General features: G+C 41.3%; 19 protein-coding genes and 1 other annotated feature. All 19 genes read right to left on the bottom strand.

The features are described from left to right. Positions 1-56: 56 nt before the first annotated feature. Positions 57-280: a binding site (T-box leader), on the bottom strand. Positions 281-339: 59 nt separating this feature from the next. Further along, a complete protein-coding gene (locus ACQCT8_RS03630) occupies positions 340-858 on the bottom strand; it encodes a DivIVA domain-containing protein (protein ID WP_426868554.1) in 519 nt (172 codons plus the stop codon). Between the two features lie 122 nt (positions 859-980). Next, complete coding sequence (locus ACQCT8_RS03625) at positions 981-1,757, bottom strand: RNA-binding protein (protein WP_426868553.1); 777 nt, start codon at positions 1,755-1,757, stop codon at positions 981-983. Between the two features lie 62 nt (positions 1,758-1,819). Next, positions 1,820-2,089, bottom strand: a complete 270-nt coding sequence (locus ACQCT8_RS03620) for a YggT family protein (protein WP_426868551.1) — start codon at positions 2,087-2,089, stop codon at positions 1,820-1,822. 34 nt (positions 2,090-2,123) lie between these two features. After that, on the bottom strand, positions 2,124-2,549 hold the full coding sequence (locus tag ACQCT8_RS03615; protein ID WP_426868549.1) for a cell division protein SepF: 426 nt from the start codon (positions 2,547-2,549) through the stop codon (positions 2,124-2,126). A 15-nt stretch (positions 2,550-2,564) separates the two neighbouring features. Then, positions 2,565-3,236 (bottom strand): YggS family pyridoxal phosphate-dependent enzyme, encoded by a 672-nt coding sequence (locus ACQCT8_RS03610; RefSeq protein WP_426868547.1) that lies wholly within the window; start codon positions 3,234-3,236, stop codon positions 2,565-2,567. Between the two features lie 3 nt (positions 3,237-3,239). Continuing rightward, positions 3,240-4,049 (bottom strand): peptidoglycan editing factor PgeF, encoded by an 810-nt coding sequence (gene pgeF / locus ACQCT8_RS03605; RefSeq protein ID WP_426869134.1) that lies wholly within the window; start codon positions 4,047-4,049, stop codon positions 3,240-3,242. A gap of 77 nt (positions 4,050-4,126) precedes the next feature. Next, positions 4,127-4,384 (bottom strand): YlmC/YmxH family sporulation protein, encoded by a 258-nt coding sequence (locus ACQCT8_RS03600; protein ID WP_426868546.1) that lies wholly within the window; start codon positions 4,382-4,384, stop codon positions 4,127-4,129. Positions 4,385-4,449: 65 nt separating this feature from the next. Continuing rightward, positions 4,450-5,226 (bottom strand): RNA polymerase sporulation sigma factor SigG, encoded by a 777-nt coding sequence (gene sigG / locus ACQCT8_RS03595; RefSeq protein WP_426868544.1) that lies wholly within the window; start codon positions 5,224-5,226, stop codon positions 4,450-4,452. A 98-nt stretch (positions 5,227-5,324) separates the two neighbouring features. Continuing rightward, on the bottom strand, positions 5,325-6,059 hold the full coding sequence (sigE, locus tag ACQCT8_RS03590) for an RNA polymerase sporulation sigma factor SigE (RefSeq protein ID WP_426868542.1): 735 nt from the start codon (positions 6,057-6,059) through the stop codon (positions 5,325-5,327). A 3-nt stretch (positions 6,060-6,062) separates the two neighbouring features. Then, positions 6,063-6,938, bottom strand: a complete 876-nt coding sequence (locus ACQCT8_RS03585; protein WP_426868541.1) for a sigma-E processing peptidase SpoIIGA — start codon at positions 6,936-6,938, stop codon at positions 6,063-6,065. A gap of 368 nt (positions 6,939-7,306) precedes the next feature. Beyond that, positions 7,307-8,521 carry a cell division protein FtsZ gene (gene ftsZ, locus ACQCT8_RS03580; protein ID WP_426868539.1) on the bottom strand — a complete coding sequence of 405 codons (1,215 nt, stop codon included), beginning with the start codon at positions 8,519-8,521 and terminating at the stop codon, positions 7,307-7,309. Between the two features lie 42 nt (positions 8,522-8,563). Continuing rightward, positions 8,564-9,853 (bottom strand): cell division protein FtsA, encoded by a 1,290-nt coding sequence (gene ftsA, locus ACQCT8_RS03575; protein ID WP_426868537.1) that lies wholly within the window; start codon positions 9,851-9,853, stop codon positions 8,564-8,566. 63 nt (positions 9,854-9,916) lie between these two features. Further along, on the bottom strand, positions 9,917-10,162 hold the full coding sequence (locus tag ACQCT8_RS03570; protein ID WP_426868535.1) for a DUF1290 domain-containing protein: 246 nt from the start codon (positions 10,160-10,162) through the stop codon (positions 9,917-9,919). A gap of 248 nt (positions 10,163-10,410) precedes the next feature. Further along, the gene (locus tag ACQCT8_RS03565; protein ID WP_426868534.1) at positions 10,411-11,220 is read right to left on the bottom strand and encodes a cell division protein FtsQ/DivIB; all 810 of its coding nucleotides are present in this window, start codon (positions 11,218-11,220) and stop codon (positions 10,411-10,413) included. A 74-nt stretch (positions 11,221-11,294) separates the two neighbouring features. Further along, the gene (murB, locus tag ACQCT8_RS03560; protein ID WP_426868532.1) at positions 11,295-12,230 is read right to left on the bottom strand and encodes a UDP-N-acetylmuramate dehydrogenase; all 936 of its coding nucleotides are present in this window, start codon (positions 12,228-12,230) and stop codon (positions 11,295-11,297) included. Positions 12,231-12,608: 378 nt separating this feature from the next. Then, a complete protein-coding gene (spoVE, locus tag ACQCT8_RS03555; protein WP_426868530.1) occupies positions 12,609-13,691 on the bottom strand; it encodes a stage V sporulation protein E in 1,083 nt (360 codons plus the stop codon). 45 nt (positions 13,692-13,736) lie between these two features. Next, positions 13,737-15,086: a UDP-N-acetylmuramoyl-L-alanine--D-glutamate ligase gene (murD, locus tag ACQCT8_RS03550; protein ID WP_426868529.1), complete on the bottom strand. Its 1,350-nt coding sequence runs from the start codon at positions 15,084-15,086 to the stop codon at positions 13,737-13,739. Further along, positions 15,086-16,060 (bottom strand): phospho-N-acetylmuramoyl-pentapeptide-transferase, encoded by a 975-nt coding sequence (gene mraY / locus ACQCT8_RS03545; RefSeq protein WP_426868527.1) that lies wholly within the window; start codon positions 16,058-16,060, stop codon positions 15,086-15,088. The genes murD and mraY overlap by 1 nt, the downstream gene beginning before the upstream one ends. A 246-nt stretch (positions 16,061-16,306) precedes the next feature. Continuing rightward, a complete protein-coding gene (locus ACQCT8_RS03540) occupies positions 16,307-17,776 on the bottom strand; it encodes a UDP-N-acetylmuramoyl-L-alanyl-D-glutamate--2,6-diaminopimelate ligase (RefSeq protein WP_426868525.1) in 1,470 nt (489 codons plus the stop codon). Positions 17,777-17,786 lie beyond the last annotated feature (10 nt).

The following is a 17,786-nucleotide window of genomic DNA, read 5'->3' as shown; positions in this document are numbered from 1 at the left end:
AGTCATCATCTTAAAGTAAGCAGGCTCAAAGCGAAAAAAAGCCCTCCTGTCCCAATAAAAGGGACGAGAGAGCATTGCTTCACGCGGTACCACCCTTATAGAAAAAAAGACTTTTTCCACTCAAAGGAGCCTGTAACGGACGCCAGCCGCTGATGCTTACTTTTTTCAGCATCAGAACTCAAGGATGATGTTCTCCGGCAATTCTTCATCAGGCTTTCACCGTCCCCGACTCGCTGCAAAAAGTGTATTTGCCAGATACTGTTCCCATCAACGTTTATTCCTGCATTTTCATTGTTGATTGTACAAAATATTATATTTTAGTCCCTGTTGTTTCGTCAACTAGTAGTCATTTTCCTTCTCTGGCTGAAGGCTTTTTAAATCAGTTGTATCCAGATCATATTCCATCAGATCATCCCAGTCCCCGTTTGTTATTAATTCAAGCTGAGCTTCAATCAGCATTTTGAAGCGGGTTCGGAACACTTTTGACTGCTTTTTCAGTTCTTCGATTTCAATGGCTATCTTTCTTGCTTTTGTTAATGAATCATTGACGATCCGATCGGCATTCTTTTCTGCTTCCTTAACAATCAGCTTTGATTCTTTGAGAGAATTGCGTCTTACTTCTTCTGCTGCTTCCTGTGCGACCACAATAGACTTATTTAGTGTTTCCTCGATTGTAGTAAAATGACCTAAGCGTTCACTGTTGTTTGACAGCTTTTCTTCAAGCTCTTTTTTCTCCCGAAGCAAAATTTCATAGTCCTTAATAATCTGGTCCAGAAATTCATTTACCTCATCTTCATCATACCCTCGAAACCCGCGATTAAATTCTTTATTATGTATATCCAATGGTGATAGCGGCATACTGGCACCTCCAACCTCTCTTATGCTTTTCATTTCTATTATACTGATGATTACCTATTTTGTGGGCAATTCTCTGTAATTCACATCATTTTTTTTCTAATTTCGTCAAATAGCCGTAAAAATTAATTGCCCATTGAAAAAATGGTCAGACGCCATTTATCTTTTTTTGTTTTGCCTTCAATTTCACCTATCCTCAGTCTTCCATACCCTCTGACGGAAATAATATCCCCTTGCGCGCAATCAAAGGATGGCTGTTCTTCCTCCTTAAAATTCACTTTAATTTTACCAGCCTGAATCAAAAGCTGAGCTTTCTGCCTGGATAATGCAAGCGCTCCTGCAAGTACTGCATCCAGTCGAAGCGAACTTAAAGTAGTAAAACGCTCTTTCCACTGTTCATTTGAAGGTGTGTACTTTTCCCACTCGACCTCATTTATCAATACAGAATGCCTTCCAATATGAGTAAGATTCAGGGTGAAAAATGAGGCAAACTCTTTTGCTGCAACTAAATAGATATGTTCATCTGTAATAATGATATCTCCGAATTTTTCTCTTTTTATCCCAAGGCCCATTAATGAACCCAGCACATGCTTATGTTCAACAGAAATAAATTTAGAAGGGTAGCTGATTTCAAGCAGCTGCAAATCAAAATCCTTTAAATCAGGCTCTAAATAATCAGGGTAAATCAATGCCCTTTTTCTTTCAGCCCCTTCCCCTCCTTCAAAAGACACTTTCACTTCCCCTGCCGTGCCAATTAAAGACTGCACGATAAAAACCTGACGGGGATCCAGAAAATCTGTGAGCTTTGGTGCGTATGATTGCTCCACCTGATCTTTCCAGCTTAATACTCGATCAATAAAGCCCTGTTCTTCTTTTCGAAAATGCTGATATACTGACGTCACTTTCATTCACCTCTTAAGAGAAAATGCCTCTATCCTCTTAGGATAAAGGCAATAATCTGATTTTACGCAATCATAGTCGATAACGTTTGGAGACCATTTCTGGCAATATTCAGCACTAATATGGCTACGAGCGGTGATATATCAATCATGCCCAGAGGAGGGATGATCTTTCGGAATGGTTCAAGATATGGCTCGCAAATCCTGGCCAAAGTCTGACCGAAGCTGCTTTCTTTAGCATTAGGAAACCATGAAAGTAAAATATATATAATCAATGCGTAGCTGTAAAACGTCATGAGAAGACCGATAATATAGAAAATTGTATCTACTAGCATTTATTCTGAACCACCTATCTATCCTTGTTAAGGATTAATCTTCCTGTATAAAATCTGTTATATTTCCGCTCACTTCAATATTGTCCGGAGTGACCAGAAAAATATCTGTACCAACACGCTGAATATCTCCGCCGATTGCATACACTGTGCCGCTAAGGAAATCAACGATCCGTTTTGCCTGGTCTTTGTTAATGCGCTGCAGATTCACGACAACTGCTCTGTGACTTTTCAGGTGATCTGCTATATCCTGGGCTTCAGCATACATTCTCGGTTCAAGTAAAACCATTTTAGAGGACTTTTGAATGCTTTGCAAGCTGACGACATTTTGTTTATTGGGAGTTAGCTTTTTATTTGTACGGATTGTGTCCGTTTCCTCTTTTGGTTCTTCTGTGTATTCTTCGATATACTCCTCTTCATCTTCTACGAAGAAAAAGTTTTTAAATTTTGATTTCATCCCCATGGCATTATACCTCCTTTATTCACCTACGAGTGCCGTGCCGATCCGTATAAAAGTTGAACCTTCTTCAATGGCAATTTCATAATCATTGGACATGCCCATAGAAAGTTCTGTACAAGGAGCATTGGGCATTTGACGTGTATGTATTTTGTTTTGAATTTGAGCTAAATCACTAAAGCATTTTCTTATTATTTCTTCATCCTTTGTATGAGGAGCCATAGTCATTAATCCTTCAATTACTATTTTATCATATTTCGACAGCTGTTCGATAAAATCCAATACTTTTTCAGGCTCAATACCATGTTTTTGTCCTTCTCCTGACACATTTACCTGAATAAAACAACGGATCTTTTTCTCTGCGCGCTTTTGAATTTCCTTTGCCAGGGATATTCTGTCAAGCGAATGAAGATAGTCTATTTTATTTATAACATCCTTCACTTTTCTCGACTGAAGAGAACCAATAAAATGCCATGTTGCTTCACCTTGAAGATATTCCTGTTTTTCAAGCAATCCTTCTAGTCTGTTTTCTCCAAGATGACGATACCCGGCTTGTACTGCTTCTTTAGCCCGCTCGTTAGTTACGTATTTTGTGACCGCCACTACCTGTATGTTGTCAGCTGAACGTCCTGAGCGTTCAGCTGCCTGCTTAATCCTTGATTCAATCGTTTGCGCCTTTTCTGCTACATCCATTAGTTATTCCCTCCACCCTAAAACCGCTGAATTTCTTCCAGTTTTCCCACGATCTCTTCGATGTGAAAAAAACAACTCTTCTTCACACGAGGTACAGCTTGAAGACAGCGAAATTTGATCTTTTTTTATTCCTGCATCAAGCAGGAGTTGTTTATTGAGCTGTTTTAAATCCAGGTTATATTTACCATTCCCCTTGCTTGTCAGACAGCTGTGCTCTTTCCTGTTTAAACAAAACTGGACCTGATCTGCAACTGCGTCGTTGACTTCATAGCAGCATTTTCCGATAGAAGGTCCAATGTAAATCTGAATCTGCGATGGATCCACGTTATTTTCGCTTGCCTGCTGAATCATTTTTCCTGCTATATTCTGAACGGTCCCTTTCCATCCTGCATGAGCAACTCCAATAAATTTAGAATTGGGTTCTGCAAAATAGAGAGGAACACAATCAGCAAAACAAAGGGATAAAAACAAATTCGTTTCGCATGTCCATAATCCGTCAGTACCGGGAATGGCATCGAAGTAATTTGTTGAGCCTCTGCTCTTATCATTGCTAAACACTTTTTTAATGACAGACCCATGGACCTGTTCTGCACAAACCCAGTTTTCGATTGGAGCATGAGCATGTATTCCTAATTTGTTCCTGTTTTGGATTACATGGTTGTCATTATCCTGTACATGCAGTCCGGTATTTAAGGAGGCGAATTCTTTTTCACTGAACCCTCCATTTTTTGTTGAAAAGACAGCCGTCAGTCCGGGTAGTTGCTCTTTCCATTTTTTTATAGACAAAAATGTTTCTGAACGTTCCCTGATCATAGTCAATTGAGGCCCCACCCATACATTTTTTTAAAGTGTATCACATCCCCTGCGATTATGGATAATGAAACTTAAGCTCAAATTGTATCTATGGTCTCCTGAAGAATTTGTCCTCTTACTAAAATGACATCATTGCCAATTTTCACTAAGTCCTTCCATGGGATCGTCACTTCTCCGCCTTTGCTGAACCAGCCCTTCCAATTTCCATTCCCCTGAATAATAATCGCTTCAATCATCCCTGTTTTAACATTGATATCAATATCTGAAATGGGGCCTAGTCTTTTTCCATCAGAAACAGATACAACATCTTTTTGCTGCAATTCCGATATCCTCATGTGAAACGCCTCCTCTATGCACCTATTTTATGCAAAAAAAAGAGAGGAGAACACTTATCTCCCCTCTAATGCACATATCTATTCATTTGTTTAATGGCGCCTTTTTCTAATCTGGAAACCTGAGCCTGTGAAATGCCGATTTCATCTGCAACTTCCATCTGAGTTTTTCCATAAAAGAATCGGTTTTGAATAATCATTTTTTCTCTGTCATTTAAATGGTGCATGCCTTCTTTAATTGAAAGATCTTCCACCCACTGTTCATCGCTCGTACGGTCATCTTTCACCTGATCGAGAACATAAATGGGATCACCACCATCCTGATAAATCGGTTCAAACAGTGAAACCGGGTCCTGAATGGCATCCAGTGCAAAGAGAATATCTTCTTTAGGCATGTCAATCCGTGCTGCTATTTCCTCAATCGTGGGTTCTTTAGAGGTTTCGCTGATTAATTGTTCTTTTGCCTGAAGAGACTTATACGCAATATCCCTTAGCGACCGCGATACACGTATTGGATTGTTGTCTCTTAGGTATCTTCTGATTTCCCCGATAATCATCGGTACTGCATACGTTGAAAATCGGACATTTTGTCCAAGATCAAAGTTATCAATGGACTTTAACAATCCAATGCAGCCAACCTGAAATAAATCATCCGGGTTTTCATTTCTATGAGAAAATCGCTGAATGACACTCAGGACCAGCCGCATATTCCCATACACTAATTTTTCTCTCGCATATTCATTGCCGTTTTGTAAATCTGTAAAAATCTTTCTCATTTCTTCATTTTTATAAATCGGTAATGTTGAGGTATCGACTCCACAAATTAATACTTTATTGCGTGCCATGTTTTTTCCTCCAGTCGGGAGTATGGGTTCTCGTTCAGTATTTCCCCCGGAGAAAAAAATATTCGGTTTTAAAATTACCTGTATTTGGAGGGTATAGATCAGACCATTTTGCTTACTTCTTTTTGCAAACGGCGAATAATTCTTTTTTCAAGTCGTGAAATGTATGATTGCGATATTCCCATTAAATCAGCTACATCTTTTTGCGTGTGTTCCTGCTGCCCATTTAGTCCAAATCTGCATTCAATAATAAATGTTTCCCTCTCATCAAGAATATTCAATGCCTGTTTAAGGAGCACACGGTCCATTCTTGATTCAATATCTTTCACTATCAGATCATTATCTGTTCCTAATACATCGGAAAGCAAAAGCTCATTTCCATCCCAATCTGTGTTTAGGGGTTCATCAAACGATACTTCAGAACGCAATTTATTCGTTCTCCTTAAATACATCAGGATCTCATTTTCAATACATCTCGAGGCGTAGGTCGCGAGCTTTATTTTTTTCTCTAAATCAAAGGTGTTAATGGCTTTAATTAACCCAATGGTACCTATGCTGATTAAATCTTCAATATTGATTCCCGTATTTTCAAATTTTCTTGCGATGTATACGACCAGCCTAAGATTTCGTTCAATTAATGTAGAACGGGCAGCTTCATCCCCCTGGGAAAGCTTTAATAGGACGACCGCTTCTTCTTCTCTGTCTAATGGGGACGGCAGTGCTTCACTTCCCCCAATATAAAAGATGTCTTTTACTTTAATCCCCAGTTTATTTGACGTTTCAATCAACCATAGTTGAACCGTTCTTTTTGCTTGGATAAGTATCATTTTCTTCACTCCCTATATTTGGTGACAAGGCAAGAGCTGCAGAGGATTTAAAAGACAATTGCATTTTTCTTCAAATAGGAGAGATTGATTCGTAAAGACAACCGGCACATTCGTCAATGAGAATTCTTTGCCATTAACAGAGCAAGCTACACGGTCGCATAAAATTCCTGTCATCATCTGACTGCTTGAATGTACCGTTCTGGCTGGAATAAGACGGACTTTTTTCTGCCAGCTTTCAGGCCAGTTCACAAATTGATTACCAGTGAGGGAATGAGCAATAAAATCGGGTAAAAGTTCTGAAGCAACTTTTAAATCAGCAAACACGACTGGCGATTTAGTAAATGGATCAATCACATGATTTCCACTATCCAGGAAACCAAATCCACTCCAGGCTTGTCCGTTCACCTCAATTTCCACTTTGTACGTAAAGCTTTCCTGGATCCGGTTCATTTGTAAAGAAGCTACGACTTTATTCATGCTAATCATTGCTGCTATAAGAATAAGGGAAAGAACAATAAACTGAGAGATGGACTGATGGGAAATGAATACTGTAAGAGATTGATTCAACACCCTCTCTGCTGCATACATGAGACCTCCAGCTAAAGTTGAGCATCCCCATACAATCAGACACGCTCTAAACACATGGGCCATTCCGTTGAGGCGAAACGATACAGCTGCCATCACCGGAGTAAAGAAAAGTAAAAATAGAAGTTCATATACATGAGGCAGATGAAGCAGCATGATGACAACTTGACAAACGGTGCTAAGAGAAGTGACGAATAAAAAGCGTCTCCATCTTGGGGGTTGATTCAGCAGTCGTCCTGCCATCCAAATTATACAAAAGTCCACCCAGGAATTTAACGCCCACAGCGCTTCAACATGAAGCATCTATGGTGTCCCCCCTTTCTTTGAACCAAAGTATAGCGCTTCTAAAAAGAGAAAATTGTCAAAATTAATAATGGAAAGGAATAAATATTTCTTTAAAAACCCTCAAAAAAAGACCTTATATTCCAACTCATAAGTAGTGTGAGGGCAAGTAAATTATTTTTTTTAATCCTCAGCGTTTACAATTCCCTCATTCTTAAACAGGAAGTTGTCTTCTGTTATTGTTTTCTGTTGGCTGATTTTGCTTTACCTTATATTTTAATGTTTCGACACCGGACGCTTCTTTGCCGAGCCTGGATGGATTCATCTTCTTTTTTAGACAAAAAAGAGACTAAGCTCCAAAAGGAACTCAGTCTCCTGCTGTTTACTAATTAGTTTCTTCTGCGATTACGGTTGCGCAGAAATGTCGGAATGTCCAGCGTATCTTCTACAGGCTGCTGAGAAGGACGTGATGGCTGATCATGAGAGGATGCTTCATCTCTGTCACGATTTCTGTCACGGTCTCTTTCTCTGTCTCTGTCACGGGAAGTTTCGCGGTCGAGATCCCGTTCTCTTTTCGGTGCCATTGAAGCTGGCTGCTGTCTTACCTGTCCACCCATTTGCGGACGCGATGGCTTTTGCTGCTGGTTCAGGTTTTCACTGAAACCAGTAGCAATTACTGTAACAAGAATTTCTTCTTTTAAGTCTTCCCGGATTACAGAACCAAAAATCATATTGACTTCCTGATCTGAAGCACTTGCAACAATATCAGCCGCTTCCTGAACTTCATAAAGGCTGAGATTATTCCCGCCTGTAATGTTCATTAATACACCTTGTGCTCCATCAATGGACGTTTCAAGAAGTGGACTTGAAATTGCCTTTTTAGCCGCTTCTGATGCCCTGTTTTCTCCTGAGGCCACACCAATTCCCATTAGGGCAGAACCTTTATTGGACATAATAGTCTTAACATCTGCAAAGTCCAGATTAATTAGACCTGGCACAGCAATTAAGTCTGATATGCCTTGTACCCCCTGGCGCAGAACATTATCCGCTTCACGAAATGCTTCAAGCATCGGTGTGCTCTTGTCTACAATTTCCAAAAGACGGTCATTTGGAATCACAATCAATGTATCTACTGCTTCTTTCATGGCGCCTATACCACCGCCAGCCTGGTTAGCACGTTTACGACCTTCGAAGGTAAATGGACGTGTGACCACACCTACAGTAAGACTGCCCAATTCACGTGCAATCTGCGCAATGACTGGTGCTGCTCCGGTTCCTGTACCGCCGCCCATACCTGCAGTGACAAATACCATATCAGCGCCTTTAATTGCTTCTTCAATCTGTTCGCGGCTTTCTTCTGCAGCCTTTTTTCCTACTTCAGGATTTGCTCCGGCTCCCAGACCACGGGTCAGCTTGCCTCCAATTTGCATTTTAATTTCTGCTTTGGACAGGTTTAATGCCTGAGCATCCGTATTCACAGCGATAAACTCTACACCCTGTACCCCGTGCTCAATCATTCGATTGACGGCATTGTTCCCGCCGCCTCCTACACCGATGACTTTTATGGTTGCCAAGGAATCTACATTCGTATCAAAATCCAACATCATAAGTCCTCCTAATTCATCCAAATTACTTTTTGTGAAAGGTTATTCAAAAAAGTATCCTAAGAGCTTCTTGAATTTTCCTTCTTCGGTCTTTTGTTTCGGTTTCGGCTGTTTTGGTCTTGAGTCCGGTTGTTTTTTTGACGAATGATCACCGGCACCTTCGTATTCGGATGCAGAAGGCTGCTTATCGAGCCTTCCCTGCAGCTTGGCGTGCTTATGAGCATATTTTATTAAGCCTACAGCTGTTGTATATTGTGGTTCTCTAACACCAATATAATCTGGAATCGCTACACGCACCTGATTCTGCAGTACTGCTTGTCCAAGTTCAAGGATTCCCTGCATGTTTGCTACGCCTCCGGATAAAACAAATCCTCCCGGAAGAGAGTGAACATTTAATCTCTTTAATTCGTTTACTACCAAATCAAACATTTCTTCTAATCTTACTTCAATAATATCAGAAATTTCAAGCTGATTGAATTGCTGATGCTGATCACTTCCAATGATTGGAACACTGAAAACTTCCTCTTCAGAAGCATAATCATAGAATGCATGACCATGTTTTATTTTTATAGACTCTGCATCATCTGTTGTCGTTCTCAGCCCTATTGAAAGGTCTTTAGTGATATGTTCACCGCCAACAGGCACAATTGAAGTAGCAACGAGATTCCCCTGTTCAAAAACAGCTATGCTCGTTGATCCTCCTCCAATGTCAATGATGGCTGTACCAAGGCTCTGTTCATCTTTTGATAATGCTATCGTGCCCGCAGCTAGAGGCTGAAGGAAGATATCTGCAATTTCAAGTCCTGCGCGCTCCACACATCTAAGAATATTATGGAGCATCGTTTTTGATCCGGTGACCACTGTGCCTTCCATTTCAAGCCGGACCCCAATCATTCCTCTTGGATCTTTAATTTCATCAAGCCCATCAACTATAAATTGCCTTGGAACAATATTTATAATTTCTCTTTCCGGAGAAATTGGCATGACTTGTGCGGCATCTATAACACGTGCCACATCTTCATCTCTGATTTCCTTATCTTCAGTTGACACTGCCACTACTCCGTGGCAGGGCTGCAGAGTTACATGATTTCCCGGAATCCCGACTATCACATTATGTATATCAAGACCTGTCATTCTTTCAGCCTGATCTACAGCTTTTTGGATGGATCTGACTGTTTCGTCAATATCTACGATGGATCCTTTTCGGATCCCTTCAGATTGCACATTGCCCACTCCGATGATATTGAGAGAGTCATGTACTAATTCTGCGATAATGACTTTTACGTTAGATGTTCCGATATCCAAACTTACAAAATACTCATTATTATTCATCCTGTGGCACCTCCCTCAAAAGCAATTCAAATTATTTACTACTCGAATTTTTAATTATTTGTTTTATTCTGCTAAAAAGCCTTTAGGCTTTAAAAATCTGTATCTGTTAAAGGTTTCTTCCTGACCACTTATGTGAAAAGCATTCAGCAAAAAACAGCAATATGCTGTAAACCACACTCTGAATGTAAAAATGGCTGTTACTAACAAGTCTACACCAAGATGAACGGCTAGAAAAGCCAAACTTGCAGCGAGTATGATTTTTAAAAAAATTCTGTCGATAAAAACCTGATCATCCTGTTCCGCTGCCAAAGACATAAGTCCCTTGCAGCGGAGTTTAAGAGGAACGTAAAAGCTCAGTTTGATAGCACTCTGTTTATTTTTCAATAGTAAAAGATCGGTAAATAAGCCTACTTAAATACCAGCAATTCATACTGAGATCAGCTTTGTTCCTGCCAAATCTGCGACAACCTGCATCGAATCCTAAGCAGCAGATTTACTATCATTTGAGCTATATTATCTGCATACCCGCATAACGGAAATCGTCTCTAAAAGTATTATTATTGGCCTTCTTCTGCTGCTTCTGCTTCCTCACCTTCAGCTGATTCAGCCTCTTCATATGAAGTATCATAAGCGCGGAAATAGGAACCAACCTCAAGATCAATTATACCTTTAACATCCGGGTCAAGCTGCGTAATAATAGATGGGTAATGTTCCATTTTTTCGGCAAACGTGTCGATAATGGCTGAAACTTCAAAGCCGTCATTCATATAGACACTGATATGACCAGCATCCGTATCATCTGGGGTTAAGTGGACTTCTGAGACCGACTGCTGTACTTCTGCGGGCAGTTTGGCCAACGCAGCTGCCATCTCTTTTAATAAAGAGTCCGAAGTAAACCCAAACAATAGCGGCGCATGCCCTGGCAGTTCATTAGACGGTACCGCATCCATTAACGCACCGTTTTCAAGAACAGGAACAAATTGCTGATCCTGCTGAATAAAAGCAACTTGATCATATTCATTAATGTTGATGTTGAATGTTGTAGGAAACTTTTTTGTGACTTCCGCTGATTCTACTTCCAATTGTGCAAGAAGGCTTTCTTCTACTGCTTCTGCATCTGTAGTCCAGTAGGAATCGCCAATTTTTACACCGGTAGCCTCTATGACTTTTTCATCGCTATGCCACTCCGTTCCTTCAATGGAAAAATGCTGCACTTTGCTGAAGGAAGATTGGAAATACAGGATGATAAGAATTATGAATACAAATAACATCACCACAGCTAACATCCGTCGATTTGCTTTTTTTCTTCTGCGCTGTTTTAACTGCGGGACTCGATCTTCAAGTGAAACGACTGGCTTTCTGCCCATCGATTCAACACTCCCCTTTTTAGAACAAACCACAATCTATATCCGTCCATTTCTGAACGTTAACAAGTCAGGTTTTATGAATCAAGTTTGTCTGTAAATGGTGCTTCTTCTCCAACCCACTCAACTTCTGTTTCAATTTCAACCCCGTTGGCATCCAGGATGGTGTGTTTGATGTGCTGAATTAAATCCTGAACATCTTTAGAAGTGGCTCCACCAGCGTTCACGATAAAGTTGCCATGAAGCTCTGATACCTGTGCACCGCCTATTTGAAACCCTTTTAACCCTGCACTCTGAATAAGCTGTCCTGCATATTCAGGCAGAGGATTTCGAAAGATGCTTCCTGAGCAAGGATGGTTCCAGGGCTGAGTTTCTTTTCTGTAATCTTTGTATTTTTTCATTTCAGCTTTAATTTCTTCCGGTTTTGCTTCTGTGAGCTTAAACTCTGCTTCTATAACAATACCGGGACGTTCTTCCTGAAGGATTGAAGTACGATAAGAAAACTTCATCTCTTCATTTGTAAGCCATTCCATTTTTCCATCAGGAAACAGGATATGCGCTCTCGTTAATACTTTTGATATATCGGATCCGTGAGCACCGGCATTCATATAGACGGAACCTCCAACCGATCCAGGAATCCCGCTGGAAAATTGTAGACCGCTAAGTCCCTCCCGCGCCATTTTTGTTGCCAAAACGATAATTGAGAAACCGCCGCCGGCTCTGATGGTCGTCCCATCTACTTGAAGATGATCCAGCCCTTTACCAAGCTTTATGACTACTCCGCGGATTCCATTATCGCTTACTAACAAATTCGAACCCCGGCCGATTACCCGCCAGTCTATATTATACTGGTTAATGAGCTTCATAAGTGTTTGTAATTTTTCAATAGAAGCAGGCTCAACGAAAATTTCTGCCGGGCCTCCAACTTTCATCGTTGTATGATTAGTTAAATGTTCGTCTGAAGAAATCTTCCCTATTTCTGCAGCTGTTATTTCGTTAATAAACTTCTCCATACTTTCTCTCCTTAAAGCATCAGATATTCGCAGTGTACAGCTTTGGCTATAAAGACCACGAGTATGTTCTTTCCCTATACTACACTATTCTAATCAAAGAAAATATAACTGAAAACCCTTCGTCATTAAAATGTAAAATAAATCAGTCTATAAAAACAATTTATAGGGCATTGACTGCTTAATATCTGAGCATATATTTATACTAGTAAATGAAAGTCCTTGAATGGTTGTGCCGGTTATGGCCATCTTGACATTTTGTGTTTTTCGACACACTCAATCTAAAAACAGTCATTTCACACTTGTATTGAGTCTGCATAATAATTTAGACGCAAAGAAAGCAGCTTGAGTTACACCTCAAACTGCTAATAAAATGGTATGCTATAACGTTTTTCTGTTCTTGCTGATATTCAGCAGAATTCCGCAGGAAAGCAAAACCAAAACCAGAGAAGAGCCTCCGTAGCTCATGAAAGGAAGAGTAATTCCCGTAACAGGAATCAGTCCGATCACAACGGCTACATTGATCATAACCTGTATCCCGATCATGAGAACAATTCCTCCTGCAAGCAGCTGTCCGAATTGATCAGGTGCATGCAAAGCGATTATGATGCCCCTCCAAACAATTGCACTGAACATCAGCAGAAGAAGGACTCCTCCAAAAAAACCCAGTTCTTCTCCGACAATGGCAAAAATAAAATCGTTTTGAGGTTCGGGGAGATAAAAGTACTTCTGTCTGCTTTCCCCCAGTCCAAATCCGAATAATGCACCTGGGCCAATCGCATACAATGACTGAATCATCTGAAACCCTGCTCCAAGAGGATCTTCCCACGGGTCGAGATAGGAAACGATTCGCTGAAGCCTGTATGGCGCTGAAATAATTAATGCAGCAAAACCTGCAATGCCCAAGAAAATCAGGCCAGCAAAAAACCGGTACGGGGCTCCCGCTAAAAAAAGCAATGCCAGTCCAGTACCTAAAATGACCGTACCCGTTCCCAAATCGGGCTGCAGCATGACGATGCCAAAGGGTAAAAGCAGTAACAACAAATGAGGCGCCATTCCTTTGCGAAATTGGGTAACCGGATGCCGGCTTTCCTCTAAATTCTTAGCCAGCAGCAGCAAAACACCTATTTTTGCAAATTCAGATGGCTGCAGCGACAAAGGGCCGACTCCCAGCCAGCTCTGCGAACCGTTTCGCACGAGACCCACACCAGGGATCAATACCAGGATCAAAAGCAGGATACCTCCACCGTATACAAACCATGCATACTTTTTCCATTGCCAATAATTATAATTAGCTAAAAATAACATCAGGAAAATTCCAGCCACCGCAAAGACAGCTTGTCTCTTCGAAAAAAAATGGGCATCTCCAAAACGATCAAGCGCCCATACAGAACTTGCGCTATCAATCATGACAATCCCAAACGCCACACAGGAACAGACAAGAGCAACGAGCCATCGGTCCATAACCTTTTAGCCTCACAGTGAAAGATTGAGCAGGTAAACGCCCTATTACAGCTTATTCACCCCGTCAATAAATATGTCACCTCTTACTTCAAAGGTCGCATGCTGGTCCCAGCTGGCACATGCTGGAGACAGCAGAACAATGTCACCTGGCACAGCAATTTCTGCAGCTTTGACAACACTATCTTCTACGCCGCTGACAGACCAGAGCTCTTTTATGCCTGCCCTTTTTCCTAGCTCCAGCATCTTTTCGCCCGTTTGACCGAATGCAACCATTGCTTTGACATTTGTCAGAAATGGCAGCAGATCGTCAAAATCATTGCCGCGGTCCAGTCCACCGCAAAGGAGAATTGTTGGATGTGCAAACGCATTTAGCGCACTTTTGGTTGCAAGCGAATTGGTGGCCTTTGAATCGTTGTAAAACTTCACGCCGTTCCATTCCCTGACAAATTGCGTCCGGTGCCGAACACCAGTAAAAGTCGACAAAACTTGCTCGATTGCTTGGTGACTGACACCTGAAAGCTTTGCAGCTCCGATTGCACATAGGATGTTCTCAAGATTATGGGCACCAGGAAGCACAATGTCCGACAGTGAGATGATGAATTCATCTTTGAAATAAATGCCGTTATCCATTACGTAGAGCCCGCCGCTTACTTTATTTTTGGTGGAAAAAGGGAGCAGCTGCGCCTTGGAGGTGCGGATCAGGTCCATTAATTCGGGCTGATCTGCATTAACAATTAGATAGTCATCTGCTGTCTGATTGCGCGTGATTGCTGCTTTTGCTTGAGCATACTCATGTACCGAGGAATGGTAATCCAAATGAGCTTCATATAGATTTGTAATAATAGCAATAGAAGGCTTGAATGTGGTAATACCCATTAACTGGAAAGAAGACAATTCTACTACCATCGTATCGTTTTCTTCCGCTTCCTGAGCGACTTCACATGCCACCGTTCCTATATTTCCAGCCATGAAAACATTTTTCTTTTCCGCCTCAAGCATATGATGCACGAGGGTGGTCGTCGTTGTTTTTCCGTTCGTCCCCGTTATTCCAATCATTTGTGCATCACTAATTTGATAAGCCAGCTCCACCTCTGTAATGACAGGGAGCCCTTTTTCAATCGCCCCTTTAATCAGATCATTCGTATAGGGTATCCCGGGGTTTTTAACGATCAATTCAAATCCTTCATCCAGCAGTTCAACCGGATGACTTCCGCACACAACCTTAATCCCCGCATCTAAGAGAGATTGCGCCTCTTTATTTTCGGACAGAGGCTTCCAGTCATTTACGGTTACGAAAGCGCCCAGACGGTGAAGGAGCAAAGATGCTGCAACCCCGCTTTTTGCCAGACCTACTACTAATATTTTTTTATTTTGATATGACGTGATCTTTTTCATCAGCCAGACACTCCTATCCATACGCCCAATATTCCTACTGCAAGTCCTGCCGTCCAGAAAACAGTTACAACTTTCCATTCCGACCAGCCCACAAGCTCAAAATGATGATGCAGAGGACTCATTTTAAAGATTCGTTTGCCTGTCAATTTAAACGAAGTAACCTGCATAATGACAGATAACGTTTCAAGGACAAAAACAAGGCCGATCAACAGAAGCAGAACCTCCTGCTTGGCAAGTAAAGAAACGGTTCCGATTGCTCCTCCAAGCGCAAGTGATCCAGTGTCCCCCATAAATACTTTGGCAGGGTGGGCATTAAATACCAGAAATCCAAGTACAGCCCCTACAACCGCCATACAGAAAACTGTTAATGCAATTTGTTCCTGCTGCCACGCTATTATCGCAAACGCACTAAAAGCAATCGCCGCTGTTCCTGAAACTAAACCGTCAAGACCGTCTGTTAAGTTGACTGCATTTGAAAATCCGACAAGCCAGAAAATCACAAACCCAACATAAATGACGCCTAAATTAAATTCGACGTTCGTAAAAGGAATGGTGATAACGGATGAAAATCCGTTGGCTTGAAAAATAAAATAAAAGATGACGGCAATAACAATCTGCCCGATTAGTTTTTGAAGAGAAGTTAATCCGAGATTTCTTTTCATTACTACTTTAATAAAATCGTCCAAAAATCCCAGGATTCCGAATGTGATGGTGACCATTAACAATAAAAACATTGTGATATTAAGAATATCCCACAAGGCTCCAACTGCTAATGTCGTAATTAAAATAGAGAAGAGTATAATGATTCCGCCCATTGTAGGGGTTCCGGATTTTTTCTGATGAGATTCCGGTCCTTCTTCACGTATGCTCTGACCGAATTTTAATCTTCTTAAATAAGGAATAAAAAGTGGTGACACTGCTACTGTTACAAAAAAAGCTCCAAACAAAGCAGCAAAAATTGCCCAAATTGACATGCCTGATCCTCCTAACAAAATTCAACACCTATGTATCATTTTACAGATAGTTTACCATGTTCTGACCCTTTACGTATGATCAGAACTCCCCATATTATAATAGTAGTGAATTGACTGAACGTAAAGAATTTTTTCTTTGCCATCTCAATCAAGAAATTAAAAAACACCTGTCAAATACTCCTTTTTAAAGTGCCGGCACTTTATGTAAAGGAAGATCATTGATCAGATGCTCTATTTTGCAGTCTTTTAAGAAGAGGCCCCTTTAACGAGTTCATAAGCGACCTGCTTGTCATCAAAAGGAATCAGCGTTTCTCCAACGATCTGAACCTTCTCATGCCCCTTTCCCGCAATAAGAATAATATCATCTTCAGCTGCCTGGCTGATTGCATAGGCAATCGCCTCTTTACGGTCAGGGATTACGGTATACGTATGACCCGCGACGCCCTCTTCCATGTCTCTAATTATTTCAAGCGGTGATTCTGATCGAGGATTGTCTGAAGTAAAAATTACATCGGTTGCATAACCGCAGGCCACTTTAGCCATTAAAGGCCTTTTACTCCTATCCCTGTCACCTCCGCAGCCCACCACCACAAATGTTCTGGCGGCTTTCATTTTGACGATCGCCTGCAGCACATTTTCAAGGCTGTCAGGTGTATGGGCGTAATCCACTATAATGGTATACGGCTGTTCTGCTTCCACTATTTCAAATCTGCCCGGCACACTCTGCATTTGCTCAAGGCCCTTTGCAGCAAGCGCCAAAGGAATTCTCCTGGCGAAAGTAGCAGCTATCGATGCCAGTGCATTATAAACATTAAAGATCCCTACAACAGGTATTGTAATCGTTTTTGACTCCACAGGAGTATGGGCGGTAAATTCAGTCGAATGCCTCCCATACTTGATATTGCTTGCATAGACGTCTGACCTGTCATGCAAACCGTAGGAGATAATATGAGCGGAAGTCGCCTGGCGCACCATTTCTGAAAAAGGATCATCGTCGTTAACGATCGCAAATTTTGGCAGTCCATTGTAGTGCTGATGTCCCAGCTGAGAAAATAAAAGGCTTTTTGACCATCGGTAATGGTCCATCGAGCCATGATAATCTAAATGATCCTGAGTTAAATTAGTAAAGACCGCTATATCAATATCGCAGCCGAACAGCCTTCCCTGAGCCAATCCATGGGACGACACTTCAATAATGGACGTAGTCACTTTTTTTTCTAAGAATCCACATAGTGTTTGCTGCAGCAGAAGGCTGTCCGGCGTTGTATTTACAGCTATCTTTGATTCTGTTCCCTGTTTCATATAAAGCGTTCCTATAACTCCTGTATGCTCACCGGCCATCTCAATAATAGCCTGAATCATATGGGACACGGTCGTCTTGCCATTCGTCCCGGTTACACCGATAACATTCATCTTAAAGCTTGGATAGCCGTAAAATAAATTAACGATTTGAGCCAGCGCATGCCTTGGGTTCCTAACTTGTACCACAGGAATAGACAGCGTCATTTCCTGATCACAAATGACTGCAGCTGCTCCATTTAAAACTGCCTGCTGGATAAAATCCTTGCCATCCCTGTGCTCTCCCCTCATTGCAATAAAAAGTGTTCCTTTTTTAACATTTTTATGGTGATGTGAAATCGCCTGTATATCTGGATCAGAAGTTGGTCCTTTCATATCATAAAATGGGAGGCAGCTAACCAGCTCTGAAAGTCTCATTTTTTCACTC

The organism is Jeotgalibacillus proteolyticus, from assembly GCF_050107735.1.
Taxonomy (GTDB): domain Bacteria; phylum Bacillota; class Bacilli; order Bacillales; family Jeotgalibacillaceae; genus Jeotgalibacillus; species Jeotgalibacillus proteolyticus_A.
The sequence above is the reverse complement of the archived record's forward strand: the minus strand, read 5'-3'. Positions and strand labels throughout refer to the sequence as shown.